Origin of the sequence: Micromonospora sp. DT233 (genome assembly GCF_049841815.1) — a bacterium.
Lineage (GTDB): Bacteria > Actinomycetota > Actinomycetes > Mycobacteriales > Micromonosporaceae > Micromonospora.
In genome coordinates this window covers 81469-100535 of record NZ_JBNCLB010000014.1, presented here as the reverse complement: position 1 = coordinate 100535, position 19067 = coordinate 81469, and the positions used below count along the sequence as shown (strand labels likewise).

Sequence of the window (19067 nt, the reverse complement as noted above, 5' to 3'; positions counted from 1 at the left end):
GGAGGTTCCGCCGGGCCCGGTGCCGCGAAGACGATCGCACAGAGTAGCTGAACATCGCCAACCATCGTCGCCCTCAGGGCTGATCCCGGGTGGGGCGCGCACACGGCACCCAGACTTGCGCAGTACCCTCTATCGCCATGGGGGCCCATGACGACCTGCGTAAATTCATCACTGACCTGGCTGTTGTCCAGGGGCGGGTGGTGCTTTCCTCGGGCCAGGAGGCGGACTGGTACGTCGATCTGCGACGTGTCACGCTCCATCACCAGGCTGCACCTCTGGTGGGTCAGGTGCTGCTCGACCTGACCTCCGACTGGGAGTACGACGCGGTGGGCGGCCTGACCCTGGGCGCCGACCCGATCGCCCTCTCCATGCTGCACGCCGCGTCGGCGACGGATCGCCCCCTCGACGCTTTCGTCGTTCGCAAAACGGGTAAGGCTCATGGCCTGCAACGTCGGATCGAGGGGCCTGACGTTGCAGGGCGACGGGTGCTGGCGGTCGAGGACACGTCCACGACCGGTGGCAGCGTGCTGACCGCGGTGGAGGCACTGCGCGAGGTCGGAGCCGAAGTGGTGGGTGTGGCGGTTATTGTTGATCGTGGCGCCGGCGACGCGGTGCGAGCCGCCGGATTGCCGTATCGGACGGCCTATACGTTGGCTGACCTCGGCCTTGTGGCCTAAAAGTTTACCGATTCGGATCTGCTGATATGCAGCCGGATCGATGCTGCTGGTGGAAGGATGGAATTCGTGGGAACTGCTTTGGCTGAAATGACCATGCCTCAGATCTCGCCGCTTGCCGGCGAGCCGATCGAACGTGCCGACGCCGAGCGGCTTGCGGGGGTCCTCAAGGCCCTCGCAGACCCCGCCCGGCTTCGGCTGCTCAGCCTGATCCAGTCGGCGCCCGAGGGCGAGGCGTGCGTGTGCGACCTGACCGCACCGCTCGGCCTCTCCCAGCCGACGGTCAGTCACCACCTGCGTATCCTCACCGAGGCCGGCTTGCTGGAGCGGGAGAAGCGCGGTGTCTGGGCGTACTACCGGCTGGTGCCGTCCGCGATCGCGACGATCGCGGATCTGCTCACGCCGCCGCGTAAGCGGGCCACGAAGAAGGCTCGCTGACGAGGTTCTCTTCCGGGCCGTCCCGTTCTCGGGCCGGCATCGGGTGGCGTGTCAGGGGTGGCGCCACCACCGGACGGTGATCCGTGCCCGGGTTACCGGCAGAGCCTTGTCGCTTCGTCCGCCGTCGATTCGTCGCGGCCTTTTCCGATGGCCGGTCCCGCAGCGCGGGGCCGGCCATCGGCGCGCGTTCCGCCGGCCCTCCGCCGGTCGTCGGGCCATGGCCTCCGCCGGACCGTGTCGCGACGGAGGCCACCGGCACCCGGCGTCGCCTATTGACCCTCGCCCGACTCCGGGCGCCGTCCACCGTAGGTCGTCGGCGGGTACTGCTGCGAGGGGTACTGCGCCGGCGGATCCTGCTCCTCGTACGGCGGCACCCCGTACAGCGGCGGCGACATCTGCGGCGCCTCCTGCTGCGGGGTACCCGGCGTGAAGGTCGCCTGCTGCAGCGGCGCTCCCTGGTCCCTGTAAAGCGGCTCGCCGTACTCCTGCGTCGGGTCGTGGTGCTGCCGAATCGGCTTGCCGTACTGCTGGGTCGGCTCGTCGTCGTGGTGGCGGTGGTGGTCGACGGCCTCCCGGAGGGCCTCCACCGCGCCGACGGCGCTGGCCGCCGCGACCACGGTCATCGTCTCGCCCCGCTTGCGGGCCCGCCGGTCGCGCAGGAACTCGAAGAAGATCGGCAGCACCGAGATCACGATGATCAGCGCGACCACCGGCAGGATGTACCGGTCGATCTTGTCGCCGATCGCGGCGTAGATCCGGTCGGCCAGCAGGTACCCGATCAGCAGGATGCCGTCCACCCAGAGGATCGCCCCGACGATGTTCCAGAGCAGGAACTGCTTGGCCGGCATACCGAGGACCCCGGCCACCGGGTTGAGGAACGTGCGGACGATCGGGATGAACCGGGCCAGCACCACGGCCTTGGCCGGGCCGAACTTCTGGAAGTAGTACTCCGCCTTCTCCACGTACTCCCGCTTGAACAACCGGGAGTTGGGGCGGTCGAACATCCGCCGGCCGTACCGCGCACCGAGCCAGTGCCCGAGCTGGGCGCCGACGATCGCGCAGATCGGCCCGCCGATCAGGAGCCCGGCCAGGGAGACCCGGGTGCCGTCGCCGAAGATCGCGTCCGCGACCGGCGACGCGGCGACGCCCGCCAGGAACAGCAGCGAGTCACCCGGGAAGAAGAAGCCGACGAGCAGGCCCGTCTCGGCGAACAGGATCACCCAGACGCCGACCAACCCGAAGGTGTGGATCAGATCCTTCGGGTCGAGCGGGTTCAGGGCGACGGTCTCGGCGACCGCTCGTGCCTTCTCTGCTGTGTCCACGGCCACAGAGGCTACCGAACCCCGCAGGACACGCCCACCCAGCACCGCCCCCGCCGGCCAGGCGGTGCCGGGGGGCGGCTGCGGGCCGGCCCGTCGGCACCGACGGGCCGGCGCGGCGGGGCCGTCAGAGGCGGGGGTCGACCGGCTCGGACTCGCAAGCCAGGATCGCGAAGACCAACTCGTGCCGCCGCCACAGTGGGGCGTCGCCCGCCAGCGCGTCCAGGGCGGCCAGGCCGAGCGCGTGCTCGCGCAGGGCCAGCCCCCGCTTGCGGCCCAACGACCGGCGGCGCAGCGCGGCGAGCTGCACCGGCGCGGTGTACCCCGGGCCGTAGATGATCCGCAGGTACTCCCGGCCCCGGCACTTGATCCCCGGCTGTAGCAGCGACCCCCGCGCCGACCGGGCGGCCAGCCCGGCGTACGGCTTGACCACCATGCCCTCCCCGCCCTCGGCGGTCAGCGCCAACCACCAGTCGGTCGCGGCGGCCTCGGCCGAGGCGTCGGCCAGGTCGACGACCCGCCGCCGGGTGAGCGTGAAGAACTCCGGGTCGGCGGCGCAGAGCCGGTCGGCCAGGTCGAGGTGCCAGCCGTGGTCCCGCTCGGCGTGGCTGGCCCCCGCCGAGGCGAGCACCGCGAACGGGGCGAGGGTCATCCCGCGCAGCCCGTCGGTCGGCCCCACGTACGCCCGGTAGGCCGCCGAGTACGCCGTCACCTCCGCCAGCCGGTCGGCCATCCGCTCCCGCAGCGCAGCCACCGGCAGGCCCCGCCCGACCGCCGCGTCCAGGGTGGCCAGCACCGCCGGCAGGGCGGCCCGGCCGGCCGCGCCGACGCTCGCGTACTGCTCCCGGATCAGCCCGCCGGCCTTCGCCGACCAGGGCAGCAGCTCGCAGTCCAGCAGCAGCCAGTCGGTGTCCAGCTCCGCCCAGAGCCCCGCCGTGGTCACCGCCGCCCGCACCCGGTCCAGCAGCTCGCCGTCGAGCGGTGGGCCGAAGAACGGCCGACCGGTGCGGGTGTGCACCACCCCGCCGCCCGGCCCGAACGGGCCGCCGTCCGGGTCGCGGCAGACCAGCACCACCGCCCGCGAACCCATGTGCTTCTCCTCGCAGACCACCCGCTCCACGCCCGCCGACCGGAAGTCGGCGAACGCCTGCGCCGGGTGCTCCAGGAACCCCTCGACCGTGGCCGTCGAGCAGGGCGCCATGGTCGGCGGCAGCCAGGCCAGCCGGTGCGGGTCGACCGCGAAGCGGCTCATCACCTCCAACGCGGCGGCCGCGTTCTCCGCCGGCACCGTCAGCGTCCCGTACGCGTGCTCGACGTGCCGGCGGCCGGTGACGTCGCGCAGGTCCAGCACCGTGTCGGGGCGGGCCGGTGCGGGCTCGACCAGCGGGCGCACCGGCTCGTACCACTGGCGCAGCGCGTCGACGGCGACCAGCTCCCGCTCCGGGTAGCGCAGCGCGGTCAGCTTGCCGCCGAAGACGCAGCCGGTGTCGACGCAGAGGGTGTTGTTCACCCACTCCGGCACCGGGGTCGGCGTGTGCCCGTACACGACCATGGCCGAGCCCCGGTATTCGCGCGCCCACGGGTAGCGCACCGGCAGGCCGTACTCGTCGGTCTCGCCGGTGCTCTCCCCGTAGAGCGCGAACGACCGGACCCGGCCCGACGCGCGGCCCTGGTAGGCCTCCTTGAGCCCGGCGTGCGCCACCACCAGCCGGCCGCCGTCGAGGACGTAGTGGCTGACCAGGCCGTCGATGAACGCGGCGGTCTGGGCGACGAACTCCGCCGGCTCCGCCTCCAGCTGGGCCATCGTCTCGGCCAGCCCGTGGGTCAGCCGCACGTCCCGGCCGCGCAGCTTGCGCAGCAGCTTCTGCTCGTGGTTGCCCGGCACGCAGATCGCGTGGCCGGCCGCCACCATGCCCATCACCAGGCGCAGCACCCCGGGGGAGTCCGGGCCGCGGTCCACCAGGTCACCCACGAAGACGGCGGTACGCCCCGCCGGGTGCGCCGCGTCCACCGGGCGGCCCGCGTCGTCGTGGCGCAGCAGGTAGCCCAGCCGCAGCAGCAGCGCCTCCAGCTCGGCGCGGCAGCCGTGGACGTCGCCGACGATGTCGAACGGCCCGGTCAGCTCCCGCCGGTCGTTGAAGAGCTTCTCGTAGCGGATCTGCGCCGCGTCGATCTCCTCGACGCCGCGCAGCACGTGCACCTTGCGGAAGCCCTCCTGGGCCAACTGCCCGTACGACCGGCGCAGGTCCCGCTGCATCCGGGCCAGCACCGGCCGGCCGAAGCTGCGGTCGGCGCGGCCCTGCGTGCGCTCCCAGGCCAGCGGCTCCGGCACGTCCAGCACGATCGCCACCGGCAGCACGTCGTGCTCCCGGGCCACCCGGACCAGCCCGGCGCGGGCATGCGACTGGAGGTTCGTGGCGTCCACGACGGTGAGCCGGCCGCGCCGCAGCCGGATGCCGGCGACGTGGTGCAGCGCGTCGAAGGCGTCGGCCGACGCCGACTGGTCGTTCTCGTCGTCGGCGACCAGCGTCCGGAACGCGTCGGAGGAGAGCACCTGGCTCGGGGCGAAGTGCCGCCGGGCGAAGGTCGACTTGCCGGAGCCGGAGACGCCGACCAGCGCCACCAGGGCCAGCTCGGGAATGTCGATCACCGGGTCTCCGCCTTCGTCGCCGTCGTCTTCGCGGTCCGCGCTGCCTCGCCGGTCCGCGCTGCCTCGCCGGCCCTTGCCGGCCCGCCGGCCTTCGCCGGCTCGGCGGTGCGGAAGACGGCGAGCTGGGTGGGCGGGCCGACCTGCGGGTCGTCGTCGCCGATCCCGTCGATCGTCGCCGTGTAGCCGTGCGCGGCGGCGACCCGCCCGACCCAGGCGGCGAACTCTGCGCGGGTCCACTCGAAGCGGTGGTCCGGGTGCCGGAACCGGCCCGCGCCCAACCCCTCGTAGCGGACGTTGTGCTCGGCGTTCGGCGTGGTCACCAGCACCGTGGTTGGGCGGGCGTGGCCGAACACGGCGTCCTCCAGCGCCGGCAGGCGCGGCGGGTCAACGTGCTCGATGACCTCCATCAGCACCGCCGCGTCGTACCCGCGCAGCCGGTCGTCCCGGTAGGTCAGCGCGGACTGCCACAGCCGGATCCGGTCCCGCTGCCGCTCCGGCAGCCGGTCCAGCCGCAGCCGGCGCTCGGCCATCGCCAGTGCCCGCACGGAGACGTCGGTCCCGACGACCTCCGTGTAGCGGCGGTCGCCGACCAGGGCGGCCAGCAGCGCGCCGGGGCCGCAGCCCAGATCCAGCACCCGGCTCGCCCCGCTGGCGGCCAGGGCGGCGAGCACCGCCTCCCGGCGGCGTACGGCCAGCGACGGTGAGCGGGGCGGCTCCTCGCCGTCGGCCTCGACCACGCTGTCGACGGGCGGCTCCTCGGCCAGCCGCTCCTCGGCGAGGCGGGCCAGCGCCTCCCCGGCCAGGGCGCGACGGTGGGCCAGGTAGCGGCGGGTGATGGTGGAGCGCTCCGGGTGGGCGGCCAGCCACCCCGCACCGGCCCGGAGCAGCTTGTCGATCTCGTCCGGGGCCACCCAGTAGTGCTTGGCGTCGTCGAGCACGGGCAGCAGCACGTACAGGTGGTTGAGGGCGTCGGCGAGCCGCAGCGCGCCGGTCAGCGTCAGGTCCACGTACCGGCTGTCGCCCCACTGCGGGTACGCCTCGTCGAGCGGGATCGGGGTGGCCGTCACCGCCCAGCCCAGCGGGGCGAACATCCGCTCGGCCAGCTCGGCCCCGCCCCGGCAGCGCAGCACCGGCACCCGCACCTCCAGCGGGATGGCGGCGGCGGCCAGCTCGGGCCGGTCCCGGGACTCGCCGCGCAGGGCAGAGCGGAACACCTTGGCCAGCGCGGAGGAGAGCAGGCTCGACGCGGCGTACGGCCGGTCGTTGACGTACTGCCCGAGGGTGAAGCCCTCCGGGGCGCTCTGCTGGCCGCGCCCCCGGCCCTGGCCGCGCCCGCCGGCCAGCTTCAGCGGATCCACGTCGACCAGCAGGGCGGCGGTGCAGCGCCCCTCGTCGGCCTCGGGGTAGAGCACGTGCGCGGCACCGACGGGCAGCTCGAAGGTGTGCACCCGGTCGGGGTGCTTGACCAGCAGGTACCCGAGGTCGGTCGCCGGCCGGTGGGTGGTGGTCAGGGTGAGCAGCACGCGCCCATGCTGTCAGGGCTCTCGATCTTGCGTCGTCCCCTTTTCCGGCCTTTCCGGGCCGCCGGTACGGCGGCGTCGCTGGTCATCGCGCCGAAACGGCGTCGCCCCGCCGACCCGGGGTGGGTCGGCGGGGCGACGGGTGTCGCGGGTGGATCAGGCGACGACGGTGATCAGGCGACGAAGTGGGTCTTGCGCCGCCGGGCCAGCAGGTAGCCGCCGATGCCGGCCACCAGGAGCAGGCCGCCGATGCCGGCGATCAGGCCGGTCGGGGTGCCGGTGATCGGCAGCGAGCCGCCGCCGCCCTGCCCGCCGTCGCCGCCGTCGCTGCCGGCCGGGTTGACCACGAGCCAGGTCTTGTCGTTGGCCGGCTTGATGTCGTCGTCGAAGCTGCCGCCGGCGGGGCACTCGCACTCCGCGTTGACCCGCACCAGGCCCCGTGCGTTCGGGACGACCTTGTCGATGCGCAGCCGGAAGTCCTTGGTGTAGGTCTCGCCGGCCACCAGGAGCATGCCCGAGGCGCACAGGTACTTGCGGGTGCTGCCCTGGCGCAACCAGCAGTCGTCGGGGGTCTCGACGGCGCTGGTGCCGGGCGGCAGCTCGACGTCCAGGTGGGTGGCGGCCTCGTTGTCGCCGTTGACGCGGTCGAGCGTCGCCGGGCCGTTGTTGCGGAAGCCGACGGTGGCGGTGACGACCGCGCCGGCCTTGCCCTGCACCGTGTCGCCGACCGCCGCCAGGTCGACGCCGTTCTTGCCGTTGACCTTGATGCTCCACCCGGTGTAGTTGTTGCTCGGGTCGACGTCGGTCTGGGCGGCGTCCACCGCCTGCTTCGGGGCCTTGCCCAGCATCAGCTTCGGCCCCTTACCGGGGACCGCCGAGTCCGCCTTGGCGATCTTGCTCTGCTGCCGGTTCTCGAAGTCCTCGACCGTCATCCAGAGCGCGTTGCCGCTCTGGTTGGTCGGCGCGTAGGTGTCCTTACGGAAGTAGAAGTCCAGCGTGGCGGTGCGCCCCTCGCCGACCGGCAGCTTGTCGTCGAACTGGCACCAGATCGGCTGGTCGTCGACGTACCGGCAGTTGCTGAACTGCTCCTCGGTCCGCATCGCGTGGCGGAGCTCGAAGACCGCGACGAAGCCGTCGACCGTCGTCTGGCCGACGTTGAACACGGTCAGCGGCAGCTTGAACTTCCCGCCCGGCTTGGAGGCCGGCAGGGTGGTGTGCGGCCCGCCGGCCAGATCGATGCCCTCGTCGATCCGGATCTTTGCGGTGGTGGTGGCGGTCACGCCGCCGGCCGCCCGGAGGCTGATCCGCACGTCGCCGGAGTCGCCGAGCTTCGCCTTGGCGGTGGGGACGACGGCCACCGAGCCGGGGTGCGGCTCGTAGAGGCGGTCGACAGGAAATTCGCGCGCGTCCGTGCAGACCAGCACGCCCTGCTCCGGAGCGGTGCAGTCGGCGCTCCCCGCGTCCTTGAGCGTGACCTTGTCGGCGATCGAGCCGTATTCGTACCGCACCTCGATGTCGCGGAGCACGGTCGGCTCGTCGGTCCGCAGCTCCACGTTGACGGAGACGCCGGAGGAGCCCGGAGGAACGAAAGCGTCCGGAAGGCGGATCTCGATACCGGGCGCGGCGAGGGCCGGGGTGGCGGCGGTGGCGACGAACGCGGCGGCCACGCCGATCCCCGCCAGCCAGCGCGAGGTCGAGTGCTTCAGCATCAAGGAATTCCTCCTGTGGGGGGTCAGGCGACGAAGTGGGTCCGGCGCCGCCGGGCCAGCAGGTAGCCGCCGAGGCCGGCCACCAGCAGCAGGCCGCCGATGCCGGCGACCAGGCCGGTCGGGGTGCCGGTGATCGGCAGCGAGCCACCGCCGCCCTGCCCGCCGTCGACCGGGTTGGCCACGAGCCAGGTCTTGTCGTTGGCCGGCTTGTAGTCGTCGTGGAAACCGCCGCCGCTGGGGCACTCGCACTCCGCGTTGACCCGCACGAGGCCCTTGGCGTTCGGGATGACCTTTTCGATGCGCAGCCGGAACTCCATCGGGTAGGTCTCGCCGGCCACCAGGAGCATGCCCGACCCGCACAGGTACTTGCGGGTGCCCCGGCGCAACCCGCAGTTGTCGGGTTTCTCGACCACAGCGGTGCCCGGCGGCAGCTCGACGTCCACGTACGTGGCGGCCTCGTTGTCGCCGTTGACGCGGTCGAGCGTCGCCGGGCCGTTGTTGCGGAAGCCGACGGTGGCGGTGACGACCGTGCCGGCCTTGCCCTGCACCGTGTCGCCGATCGCCTCCAGGTCGACGCCGTTCTCGCTGTTGACCTTGATGCTCCACGAGGTGTAGTTGTTGCCCGGCTTGGCGTCGGTCTGGCCGGCCCGCACCGTCTCTTTCGACACCGCACGGAGGGTCAGCTTCGGCCCGTCGCCGACGGTGGCCGCCCGCGCTCGGGCCTTCGCCCCCCGCTCGCTGTTCTCGAAGTCCTCGGTCGTCATGAAGTGGGTGTGGCCCCATTGAGTGGTCGGCACCGCCGTGTCGTCGCGGACGTAGAGCTTCAGCGTGGCGGTGCGACCCTCGCCGGCCGGCAGTTTCTCGTCGAACTGGCACCAGACCGGCTGTTCCTCGACGTACCGGCAGTTGCTGAACTGCTCCTTGGCGCGGAGCGCGGGGCGGAGAGTGAAGACCGTGAAGAAGCCGTCGACGGTCTTCTCGCCGACGTTGGAGACGGTCAACGGCACCGCGAACTTTCCGCCCGGCCTCACGGTCGGCAGGGTCATGCCCGGCCCGCCAACCAGATCGACGCCCTCGGAGATCCGGAACCTGGAGGTGGTGGTGGCGGTCAGCCCGCCGTCCGCCCGGACGCTGATCTGCACCTCGCCGGAGTCGCCGACCTTGGCCTTGGCGGTGGGGGCGGCCTGCACGGTGCCGTAGAAATCCTCAAAGGTCTCGCCGACGGAGTAGCTGGCCCGCTCGCAGAGCAGGACGTCCTGCTCCGGGACGCTGCAGGCGACGCTCGTCGCGGTCTTGATTGTGACCTTGCCGGCCAGGGCGCGGTAGTCGTAGCGCACCTGCAGGTTGCGGAGCTGAGCCGGCCGGTCGGCCCTCAGCTTGACGTTGAGGGAGACTCCGTCGGAGCCCGGGGCCAGGGAGACGTCCTGGAGCTGGACTTCGATCTTGGACGCTGGCGCGGCGAGTGCCGGGGTGGCGGTGGCGGCGAACGCGGCGATCACGCCGATCCCCGCCAGCCAGCGCGAGGCCGAGTGCTTCAGCATCAAGGAGTTCCTCCTGTGGGGGTCAGGTGGCGCCCGGTGATTTTAGGCCTCCCGTGAGTCATTCGGTCGTCCTTGTCGGAGGTCCGACGACCGAATGAACCGATCGGTGGCCACTTCTGCCGCAACGTTCCGCCGGCCCGGTCCCGTCATCAGGGCAGGAGACCGGGAGGTGCAGTGACGTACGAGGAGTTCGCCGATTCGCGGCTGACCGCCCTGCTGCGGTACGCGGTCATGCTGACCGGCGACCCGCACCAGGCGCAGGATCTGGTGCAGGAAACCATGGTCCGGGCCCAGCTGAACTGGCGTCGGGTGGCGCGGGCCGACTCGCCGGAGCGGTACGTGCGCCGGATGCTCACCAACCAGTACGTCGACTGGCGACGCGGCTCGTGGGTGCGCCGGGTGCTGCTGCGCGCCGAACCGGAGGACGTCGTTGCGGTCTCCGTCGACCATGCGCAGGCCGCCGTGGACCGCGACCAGGTCTGGACCTGGCTGGCCCGGCTGCCGCGCCGACAGCGCGCCACCCTGGTGCTGCGCTACTACGAGGACCTGCCCGACGCGGAGATCGCCGAGATCCTCGGCTGCGCGGTCGGCACCGTCCGTTCGTCCATCTCCCGCGCCCTGGCGACCCTCCGGGCCGAATACGTGGAGGCCTGACCATGATCGAGGAAGACCTGCGTGCCGCGTTCGCCCGGCACGAGCCGCTGACCCCGGCGACCGGCCCGCTGCGGGCGGCGATCGACCGGACCGCCACCACCGTCCGTCGCCGTCGACGGCGGCGTACCGCGATCGGCGCGGCGTGCCTGGTCCTGCTGACGGTCGCCGGGTTCGGTTCGGTCCGGCTCGTAGACTCGGTGCGGGACCCCCGGCCGGCGCACCTCCTGGCCACCCCGCCCGGCGGCGCGCCCGCCGGGGCGATGAACGTGCTGCTGCTCGGCGTGGACCTCGGCAGCGGCCCGGAGCCGCCGAGGGCCGACTCGGTGCTGCTGGTGCACGTGCCGGCCGACCGCAGCCGGCTCTACCTGCTCTCCATCCCGCGCGACCTGGAGGCGGCCGTTCCGGGCCACGGCCTGGACAAGATCAGCGCCGTCTTCTCCTTCGGCAGCCACCGGGAGGGGCGAAGGCCCGATCTCGGCGCGGGCTACCACCTCACCTCCCAGGCCGTCGCCGGGCTGACCGGCGTACGCGTCGACGCGGGCGCCGTGTTGACCTATCCCGTGCTGCGGAAGGTCACCGATTCGGTGGGCGGGGTGGAGCTCTGCCTGCCGAGCGAGGTGTACTCGATGCACACCGGCCGGACGTACCGGGCCGGCTGTCAGCACCTCGGCGGGGCCGCCGCCGTGGACCTGCTCCGGCAGCGGTACCGACTTGCCGACGGCGCCCGGGATCGGGACCGCAACGCCCAACGATTCGCCGCCGCCCTGCTGCGCCGGGTCGACGAGCGGGGCGTGCTGCACGATCCGGTGCGGCTGTCCCGGCTGGCCGCCGAGATCGGCCCGGACCTCACCCTCGCCTCGGCCGGTGGCTCGCTACATGAATGGTTGGCACTCGTGCCCCAGTTGAAGTCCACCGAGGTGGTGGGCGTCAACCTGCCGGTCGTGCCGGCCGACGGGCAGGACTACAACTTCGACCCGGACCCGGCCGCCGCCCCGGAACTGCTCGCCGCGCTGCGGGCGGACCGTCTCGGGGCGTGGGTCGCGGCGCACCCCGACCGGGTCACCGGCCTGCGGTGAGGGGTGGACGCCCGACCCGGTCACCGGCCTGCGGTGACGCCGGCGGCGACGGGTGGGCGTCCGGCCCGGCCCGTCGCCGCCGACCGGCGGTCGCCGTCGATCGGCCTCAGCGGTAGTCGTCCTCGTCGGGGGCGACCACCCGGGCCTGCTCCATGGCGTCCCAGTCGTCGACCTCCAGGCCCCGGCTCGGCTCCGCCTCACCGTCGGCCGGATCGGTCGAGGTGGCCTGTTCCACTGCATCGGCCGAGGGCGTCTCCGGATCCCGCTCCTCGGCGCCGAGGTTGTCGCTCGGGGCGAAGTCCTCGTCGGGCTGACCCATCGTCCCTCCCTGATTACGGTGGAAAGCTATCCATACCGTACGGGCTGGCGAGGTTCCGCGCTCGGAGGCGGGGAGCAAGGCCCGGGCTCGCTGGTGGCGAGACGACTCGCCGGCGGCTCGCGGCCCGGCAAGCTGGGAGGAGCGCGAGTCGGCGCAATCGCCCCTGGCAGCCGGGGCGGCGGTGCCAGGATGGGACCGTGGGCTTCCTGATCCGGCTGGCGATAACGGCCGTCGCGTTGTGGGTCACCACCCTGATCGTGCCCGGTGTCGAGGTGAACGGCCGCGACGGCGTCGACACCGCGGTGACCCTGGTGGTCGTGGCGTTGATCTTCGGCGTGGTCAACGCCGTGCTCAAGCCGCTGATCAGGGGGGTGGGCTGCGTCTTCTACCTGTTGACCCTGGGCCTGTTCGCGCTGGTGGTCAACGCGCTGCTGTTCCTGCTGACCGACTGGATCGCCGGCCTGTTCGACCTGTCGTTCGAGGTGGACGGCTTCTGGGCGGCCTTCTGGGGCGCGATCGTGATGGCGGTGGTGACCTGGCTGATCAGCGTCGTCGTGCCGAACCGGCTGGACGAGCGGTGAGAGCGGCGGCGGTAGGTGCGCAGACGCCGCCCTCGTCGGCCGTCCCAAGGGTCGGTTGCGGCGGCGCTCGCCTGCTGCGGGATACTTCCGGCGGAGGACAGCGCGGTCCGGCTCACCCCACGACGGGGCCAGCCAGCCCCACGAAGGGCCCGGCGCACCCCACGGAAGACAGCGGCCAGCACGGCCGAGAGCGGTAAGTAAGGAGCGTTTCGAGATGCCCATCGCTTCCCCCGAGGCCTACGCGGAGATGCTGGACCGCGCCAAGGCGGGCCGGTACGCGTACCCCGCCATCAATGTGACCTCCTCCCAGACGCTGAACGCGGCGCTGAAGGGCTTCGCCGACGCCGAGAGCGACGGCATCATCCAGGTCTCCACCGGCGGCGCGGAGTACCTCTCCGGCCCCTCGGTGAAGGACATGGTCACCGGCGCGGTGGCGTTCGCCGCCTACGCCCACGAGGTCGCCAAGAAGTATTCGGTCAACGTGGCCCTGCACACCGACCACTGCCCGAAGGACAAGCTGGACAAGTTCGTCCGGCCCCTCATGCAGATCTCCAAGGAGCGGGTGGACGCCGGCCAGGCGCCGCTGTTCCAGTCGCACATGTGGGACGGCTCGGCCGTGCCGGTGGCGGAGAACCTCACGATCGCCTCCGAGCTGCTGGACCGGGCCGCCGAGGCCAAGATCGTCCTGGAGATCGAGGTCGGCGTCGTCGGTGGCGAGGAGGACGGCGTCGAGAACGCCATCAACGACAAGCTCTACACCACCGTCGAGGACGGGCTGGCCATGGTCGAGGCCCTCGGCCTGGGCGAGAAGGGCCGCTACATGGCGGCGCTGACCTTCGGCAACGTGCACGGCGTCTACAAGCCGGGCAACGTCAAGCTGCGCCCGGAGATCCTCAACCAGATCCAGCAGGCCGTCGGCGCCAAGTACGGCAAGGACAAGCCGCTCAGCCTGGTCTTCCACGGCGGCTCCGGCTCGCTGCTGGAGGAGATCCGCGAGGCTCTTGACTACGGCGTGGTGAAGATGAACATCGACACCGACACCCAGTACGCCTTCACCCGCCCGGTCGCCGAGCACATGTTCCGCAACTTCGACGGCGTGCTGAAGATCGACGGCGAGGTCGGCAACAAGAAGCAGTACGACCCGCGCGCCTGGGGCAAGCTGGCCGAGGCCGGGCTCTCCGCCCGGGTCGTCGAGGCCTGCGAGCACCTGCGCTCCACCGGCACCCGGATGAAGTAACCCGGACGCTGCGCACGACAGGGCCCCTTGTCCTCGCCGCCCCGGCGACGACAGGGGGCCCTCTGTCAGGAACCGGACCCGCGCTAGCCGGCGGTCAGCACCCGGACCGCCTCCCGCACGTCATCGGTCAGGTGGATGCTCGCGGAGAGGTCGCCGAACGGCGAGGCGGCCAGCAGCGGGCGCAGCAGCGCCTCGACCGGCAGCTCGGTCGTCCAGTACGCGCGGTCCAGGAAGACGTACGCGCCGCTGGCCCCGTCCGTGCCGTAGTAGGTCTTCGTCGCCGCCTGGAAGACCTCCTGCACCGTGCCGGCCCGTCCCGGTGCGAAGACGATGCCGCCCCGGGCCAGCCGCAGGATGGTGTCCTCCCGGATGGCGTTCGAGAAGTACTTGGCGATCCGCCCGGCGAAGAGGTTCGCCGGCTCGTGGCCGTACAACCAGGTGGGGATGGCCAGCCCGCCGGCGCGCGCCCAGGCCAGGTCGTCGCCGCGCTGCGCGGGCACCACCGGCGGCGCCCCGAACCGGCGGCGGACCTCAAGCGCGGTGGCCGTGTAGCGCTCGTGGTCGGTGAAGTCCGGCGCGGTGGCCAGCAGGTCGATCGCCTCGGTCAGCTCCTCCGCCGGCCGGGTCGACAGGTACGCGCCCAGGTTGGCCGCCTCCATCACGCCGGGGCCACCGCCGGTCACCACCAGCCGGTCGGCCCGCGCCAGCTCCCAGCCCAGCACCGCCGCCATCCGGTACGACGCGCTGCCCCGGCGCACCGCGTGCCCGCCCATCACGCCCACCACCGACTGCGGGCCGCGGGCGGCCAGCCAGGCGCGGGTGGCGTCGACCAGCGCGTTGTCCACGCCGTGGTCGTGCAGGCGTTGGCCGAGCGCCTCCTTGACGTCCGGCAGCGCGCCGCCGTGCGCCCGGAAGTGCGCGTACACCCGGGTGTCGTACATGCCCGCGAAGCCGCCCTCGGCGAAGCCGGCGGCCAGGTCGTCGGGGGTGTAGAGGTGCGCCGGCTGGGTCGGGTACGGCAGCCCGGAGAAGGGCGGCACCACGTTCGCGCCGCGTCGCACCAGGTCCGCGCCCACCTCGCGGGAGGCGAAGCGGCAGCCCACGAAGAGCGTGCCGGTCACCTCCGTCGCGGTGAGGTCGGGCACCGGGTCGACGTCGAGGCGCAGACCCTGGACGGTCAGCCCGGCCAGGGTGCCGGTGGTCAACCGCTGCTCGAAGGCGCTGCGGGTCTCGATTTCGGTGACATCGGTGTCGTGCGGGGAGATGACGTCCGCAGGAGGTGGGGTTGGCACCGGCTCATCGTGCCCACCGGGGGCAACCCGCCAAACCCGCACGCCGACGGGCGCGGACGTGCTCCCCGCGACAGCAGCCCGTCCGGGGCGGCGCGCACGACAGGAGCCCGGTGGCGCGGCCACCGGGCTCCTGCACAACCGGTTCCTGGGGAGGCTCCGGACCAATAGTTGTAGTGCAACAGGCCGACCGGCGGCATTGGCCGCAGGTGTCGCCCGCGTTGCCGCGGGCGTGACCGACGCCTCAACCGTTCGGTTAGCCGGGTTCGCCGACCCCCTCGCGCGACGCCGAGCGAAGCGGGTTGAATGGGACGATGCAGAACCTGTTGCCTGAGCCGCCGGCCACCCTACTGTCCGCGCACGACGAGGCCGACGCGGTGCTCGCCGCCGCGACCGAGGCCGGCACCGATGAGGCGTACGCCGAGGTCGCGGCCCGTTTCCCGACCTACAGCGCCGGCTGGGGCGCGCTCGCGGCCCGCGCCCTGGCGGCCGGTCAGGTCGTCCCGGCGTACGCGTACGCGCGGACCGGCTACCACCGGGGCCTCGACCAGTTGCGCCGCAGCGGCTGGAAGGGGCACGGCCCGGTGCCCTGGTCGCACGCGCCCAACCAGGGCTTCCTGCGCTGCCTGTACGTGCTCTCCCGGGCCGCCGGCGAGATCGGCGAGGCGGACGAGGCGGCGCGCTGCGCCCAGTTCCTGCGCGACTGCGACCCGGCGGCCGGTGACGCGCTGGCCAGCGACTGATTCGCCCCGGCTGCACGGCGGCGGCCGGCCCGACACCCGTCGGTCCGGCCGCCGCGCCGTCCGGCGTCGTACCGCTCGGACGTTCAGCGCACTCTCTCGCTCAGAGCCTCGCCGCTCAGAGCCCCTCGGCCACCGATGCGGCGATCTTCAGCCAGGCGTCCCGGGTGGCCGAGGAGAGCCCGCCGTACCGGATCGGCTCGCCGGTGTCGATCAACCGCTCGTACGGGGCCAGCAGCACCGCCCGGGTCCGGGCCGCGAAGTGCTCCTGGATGGCCGGCAGGTCGATCTCCTTGCGGGACGGCGGCATGGAGACCACCGTCACCGCCTGCCGGACCAGCCGGTGCCGGCCGCTCTGCTCCAGGTGGTCGAGCATCCGCGCGGCCGTCTCCGCCGAGTCGTTCCGGGCCGACATGGTGACCACGAGTTGGTCGGTGGCGTCCATCGCCGCCTGCCAGTTCTGCGCCCGGACGTTGTTGCCGGTGTCCACGAAGATCAGCTTGTAGAACCGGCTGACCACCTCCCGGATCTCGGCGAACGCCGAGGCGGTGAGCATCTCGCCGCCGGTCGCCGACTCGTCCGAGGCGAGCACGTCGAACATGCCCTCGCCCTGGGAGCGGACGTACTGCGACAGGTCGCCCACCCGCCCGTGGGCACCCTGGAACTGGCCGAGGTCGCGCAGCATGTCGCGCACGGTGCGGGAGTGGAAGTCCTGCTGGGCGCGCATGCCCAGGGTGCCCTGGGTCTCGTTGTTGTCCCAGGCCAGGACGTACCCGCCGCGCTTCTGACCGAAGGTCATGGCGAGCAGCAGGATCGCCACCGTCTTCCCCGCGCCGCCCTTCGGGTTGACCACGGTCACCTGACGCAGCCCGCCGAAGTTGCGGCGCACCATCTCGATGTCGCGGCGCAACTCCTGCTCGTGCCGCCCCGGCGGGAGCCTGAGCAGCCCGGTCTTGTTCACCACCGCCCGCACGCCCATCGTCGCCACCGGGTCGGCCGGGCGCACCTGTCGGCGGCGGGCGAAGTCCTCCGCGGTCGGCGCGGTCCCGAAGTCGGACGCCCAACCCGCATCCGGGTACGCGGGCGGCACCCGGTTCCCCCCGTCCGCCTCCGGGAACGGCGGTGGCGTCGCCGGAGCCGTCGGCTGCCCAGCGGGCGGCGACCAGGACTGGTACCAGCCCGGCTGCGCCGTGTCGGCGGACCCGGTGCCGGGCTGCCCCGGCCCGGGTTGGGCCGATGTCTGCGGGGCCGGCCCCGGTGGCATCAACCCTGGTGGGGTCGGGCCCGGTGGCATCGGCCCTGGTGGGGTCGGCCAGGTCGGGTCCGGAGCCCTCGCCGGGGTGGGGTGCGGCGCCGGCGCCCATCCCGGCGACTGCCCGGCTGCCTGCGGCTCGGCCGCCGGGGCGTACGGGCCGCCCATCGCAGGTGCGGGCGCGTAGGGGCCGGCCGCCGGAGGGCCGGGGGCGTACGGATCAGTCGGCGTGCCGCCGGTGGCCGGTGGGTAGGGGGTTGCTGGCGACGGCCCGGGTGGGGTCGACACCGGCGGGAACGGCCCCGAGGGGCGTGCCGCGTTGCCTGCGGGAACGGAGGCGGTGCCCCGGCCGGTGACGAACTCCGGGCCGCCAGTCGTGGTGTCGCCAACCCGGCTCTCCGCCCCGCTTCCCGCCCCGCTCCCCGCCGGCTGCGGGGGCGGCTCCGGCACGGTCGCGCCGGGACGTCTCGGTGGCAGGGCCCACGGGGAATCAACCGGGCGCGGCCCGCCGCTCCACTCCGGCGCCGTTCCGCTTCGCTCGCCGGTGCCGGTGCCGGTGCCGGTGCCGGTGCCGGTGCCGGTGCCGGTGTTGGTGTTGGTGCTTGTGCCGCCTGCGCCGGCCTCCTGCCCTGCCGTCGTTCCGTCTCGGGCGGCCTGGTGCCGGGCGGCCTGGTCCGGGGCGGTCTCCTCCGGGACGGCCTGGTCCGGGGCGATCTGGTTCCGGGCGGCCTGCTCCGGCTCGTGCGGTGCCCCGCCGTCGCCCGCCTTCGAGGCCGATGAGCCGTGGTTCGGCCGCGCGGCCGAGGAGCCGTCGCCCGCAGGCGCGCCGACCGGCCTGTCACCGCTGCCAGCAGCGCCCGTCGCCGGCCCGCCGTCTCCCGTCGGGTCGACCCCCACGGTCGGCCCGGCGGTGGTGCCCGTTCCGGCGGTGGTGCTCGTTCCGGCCGTGGTGCTCGGACCGACAGTCAGGGGCGGAACGGTCCCCTCAGTCGGAACGGTCCCCTCGGTCGGAGTAGTAGCTGCGGTCGGCTCGCTCGGGCCGGTCACCGCAGTCGGGCCGGTCGTCGCGCCCAGGCCGGTAACCGCAGTCGGGCTGGTCGCCGCGCTCGGGCCGGTTGCCGTGTTCGGCCCGGTCGTCCGAGCTGCTGCCGGGTCGGCCACCGGTGGCGCTGCTGGCGGCTGCGGAGGTACCACCGGGTGCGGCGGCGCGACCGTCGGCGGCGCGACCGTCGGCGGCCCCGGGTGCGGCGCGGCCGGCCCGCCGTCCGGGGGCGGCGCTGCCCAGCCGGCCCCCGACGCCACCGGCGCCCACGAGTTCGCCGCCCACGAGTTGGCCTGGTTCGCCCAACCCTCCGGCTGGTTCGCCCAGCCGTCCGTCTGTTCCACCCGCGAAGCCGGTCGATTCACCCGCGTGTCGGGTTCCGGCGCGCTCCGGCCGTGCCCCGGGCCGTCGTGCCGCCCGACCGCAGCGGGGTAGCCGCCCTGCCAACCAGGCCCGGGGTGCCCGCTGGTGGCGGGGTAGGCGTCGTGCGCCGGCGGCCCGGGGTGCCCGCTGGCGGCCGGGTAGGCGTCGGGCCGGCCGGGATCGGGATAGCCACTGGTGGCGGGATAACCGCTGGTGGCGGGGTACGCGCTGGTGGCGGGGTAGGCGTCGGGCGCTGCGGAATCGGGGTGCCCGCTGGCCGGACCGTCTGCGGGTGGGTAGGTGTGCGCCGGGGTCGGCGTGGCGGTCAGGGACGGGTAGGCGCTCTGCGCGGCGGCGGTCCCCGGCGGCGAAAGGTCCGGTGGAAGGTCCGGCGGAAGGGCTGTCGGCTGGTGGGGCACGTGCCCGGCCCAACCAGGGCCGGGGTCGGCCGGCCCGGCATCGGTCCGCTCCGGCGGCCAGAGCGGTTCGATGTCCCGCTCCGGAGCAGGCTGCTGGCCGGGCACGTGGACCCGGTCGGCGTTGTCGTCCACGACGGTTCCTCCCCCATAGCTATGCCGAGGATAGGCCCCGAGGTCGAGTCGGCGATCATTGCCGCCGATCTCCGCCGGCCACGGCCATCGCCTCCGGAGGCGCTTCCCCGGA

At 73.3% G+C, this 19067-nt stretch carries 14 protein-coding genes and 1 pseudogene; 7 read left to right on the top strand and 8 right to left on the bottom strand.

The annotated features are described in order from the left end of the window. The first annotated feature begins 137 nt into the window (after positions 1 to 137). A complete protein-coding gene (gene pyrE / locus ACLQ2V_RS23600; protein WP_425720739.1) occupies positions 138 to 677 on the top strand; it encodes an orotate phosphoribosyltransferase in 540 nt (179 codons plus the stop codon). A 57-nt stretch (positions 678 to 734) separates the two neighbouring features. Then, positions 735 to 1112 (top strand): ArsR/SmtB family transcription factor, encoded by a 378-nt coding sequence (locus ACLQ2V_RS23595; protein ID WP_088969178.1) that lies wholly within the window; start codon positions 735 to 737, stop codon positions 1110 to 1112. Between the two features lie 551 nt (positions 1113 to 1663). Here ACLQ2V_RS23595 and ACLQ2V_RS23590 read toward each other — a convergent pair. The 5 genes and pseudogenes from ACLQ2V_RS23590 to ACLQ2V_RS23570 all read right to left on the bottom strand — a co-directional run. Next, a pseudogene (locus ACLQ2V_RS23590) lies at positions 1664 to 2440 on the bottom strand (DedA family protein); the annotation flags it as partial. Between the two features lie 118 nt (positions 2441 to 2558). Next, positions 2559 to 5081, bottom strand: coding sequence for a polynucleotide kinase-phosphatase (locus tag ACLQ2V_RS23585; RefSeq protein WP_425720738.1), 2523 nt, complete (start codon positions 5079 to 5081; stop codon positions 2559 to 2561). Next, positions 5078 to 6604 (bottom strand): 3' terminal RNA ribose 2'-O-methyltransferase Hen1, encoded by a 1527-nt coding sequence (locus ACLQ2V_RS23580; RefSeq protein ID WP_425720737.1) that lies wholly within the window; start codon positions 6602 to 6604, stop codon positions 5078 to 5080. Before ACLQ2V_RS23580 ends, ACLQ2V_RS23585 begins: the two co-directional genes overlap by 4 nt. Positions 6605 to 6774: 170 nt before the next feature. Further along, positions 6775 to 8310, bottom strand: a complete 1536-nt coding sequence (locus tag ACLQ2V_RS23575) for an LPXTG cell wall anchor domain-containing protein (protein ID WP_425720736.1) — start codon at positions 8308 to 8310, stop codon at positions 6775 to 6777. A gap of 23 nt (positions 8311 to 8333) precedes the next feature. Beyond that, complete coding sequence (locus ACLQ2V_RS23570) at positions 8334 to 9851, bottom strand: LPXTG cell wall anchor domain-containing protein (RefSeq protein WP_425720735.1); 1518 nt, start codon at positions 9849 to 9851, stop codon at positions 8334 to 8336. Positions 9852 to 10025: 174 nt separating this feature from the next. On the opposite strand from ACLQ2V_RS23570, the gene ACLQ2V_RS23565 reads away from it, so the two are divergent. Both ACLQ2V_RS23565 and ACLQ2V_RS23560 read left to right on the top strand, forming a co-directional pair. Then, on the top strand, positions 10026 to 10505 hold the full coding sequence (locus ACLQ2V_RS23565) for a SigE family RNA polymerase sigma factor (protein WP_425720734.1): 480 nt from the start codon (positions 10026 to 10028) through the stop codon (positions 10503 to 10505). 2 nt (positions 10506 to 10507) lie between these two features. After that, positions 10508 to 11581: an LCP family protein gene (locus tag ACLQ2V_RS23560; protein ID WP_425720733.1), complete on the top strand. Its 1074-nt coding sequence runs from the start codon at positions 10508 to 10510 to the stop codon at positions 11579 to 11581. Positions 11582 to 11687: 106 nt separating this feature from the next. On the opposite strand, the gene ACLQ2V_RS23555 is transcribed toward ACLQ2V_RS23560, so the two are convergent. Continuing rightward, positions 11688 to 11900: a hypothetical protein gene (locus ACLQ2V_RS23555; protein ID WP_425720732.1), complete on the bottom strand. Its 213-nt coding sequence runs from the start codon at positions 11898 to 11900 to the stop codon at positions 11688 to 11690. A gap of 197 nt (positions 11901 to 12097) precedes the next feature. Here ACLQ2V_RS23555 and ACLQ2V_RS23550 point away from each other — a divergent pair, with 197 nt between their 5' ends. Next, entirely contained in the window at positions 12098 to 12481 is a 384-nt protein-coding gene (locus tag ACLQ2V_RS23550) for a phage holin family protein (protein ID WP_425720731.1), read from the top strand. A 214-nt stretch (positions 12482 to 12695) separates the two neighbouring features. Then, positions 12696 to 13718, top strand: a complete 1023-nt coding sequence (gene fbaA / locus ACLQ2V_RS23545; protein ID WP_425720730.1) for a class II fructose-bisphosphate aldolase — start codon at positions 12696 to 12698, stop codon at positions 13716 to 13718. An 83-nt stretch (positions 13719 to 13801) separates the two neighbouring features. On the opposite strand, the gene ACLQ2V_RS23540 is transcribed toward fbaA, so the two are convergent. After that, positions 13802 to 15010 (bottom strand): LOG family protein, encoded by a 1209-nt coding sequence (locus tag ACLQ2V_RS23540; protein WP_425720729.1) that lies wholly within the window; start codon positions 15008 to 15010, stop codon positions 13802 to 13804. 311 nt (positions 15011 to 15321) lie between these two features. Between ACLQ2V_RS23540 and ACLQ2V_RS23535 the strand changes: the two genes are divergently transcribed. Further along, positions 15322 to 15750 (top strand): DUF3151 domain-containing protein, encoded by a 429-nt coding sequence (locus tag ACLQ2V_RS23535; RefSeq protein WP_425720728.1) that lies wholly within the window; start codon positions 15322 to 15324, stop codon positions 15748 to 15750. Between the two features lie 115 nt (positions 15751 to 15865). Here ACLQ2V_RS23535 and ACLQ2V_RS23530 read toward each other — a convergent pair whose 3' ends face one another. Continuing rightward, positions 15866 to 18046 (bottom strand): chromosome partitioning protein, encoded by a 2181-nt coding sequence (locus ACLQ2V_RS23530; RefSeq protein WP_425720809.1) that lies wholly within the window; start codon positions 18044 to 18046, stop codon positions 15866 to 15868. Positions 18047 to 19067: the final 1021 nt, after the last annotated feature.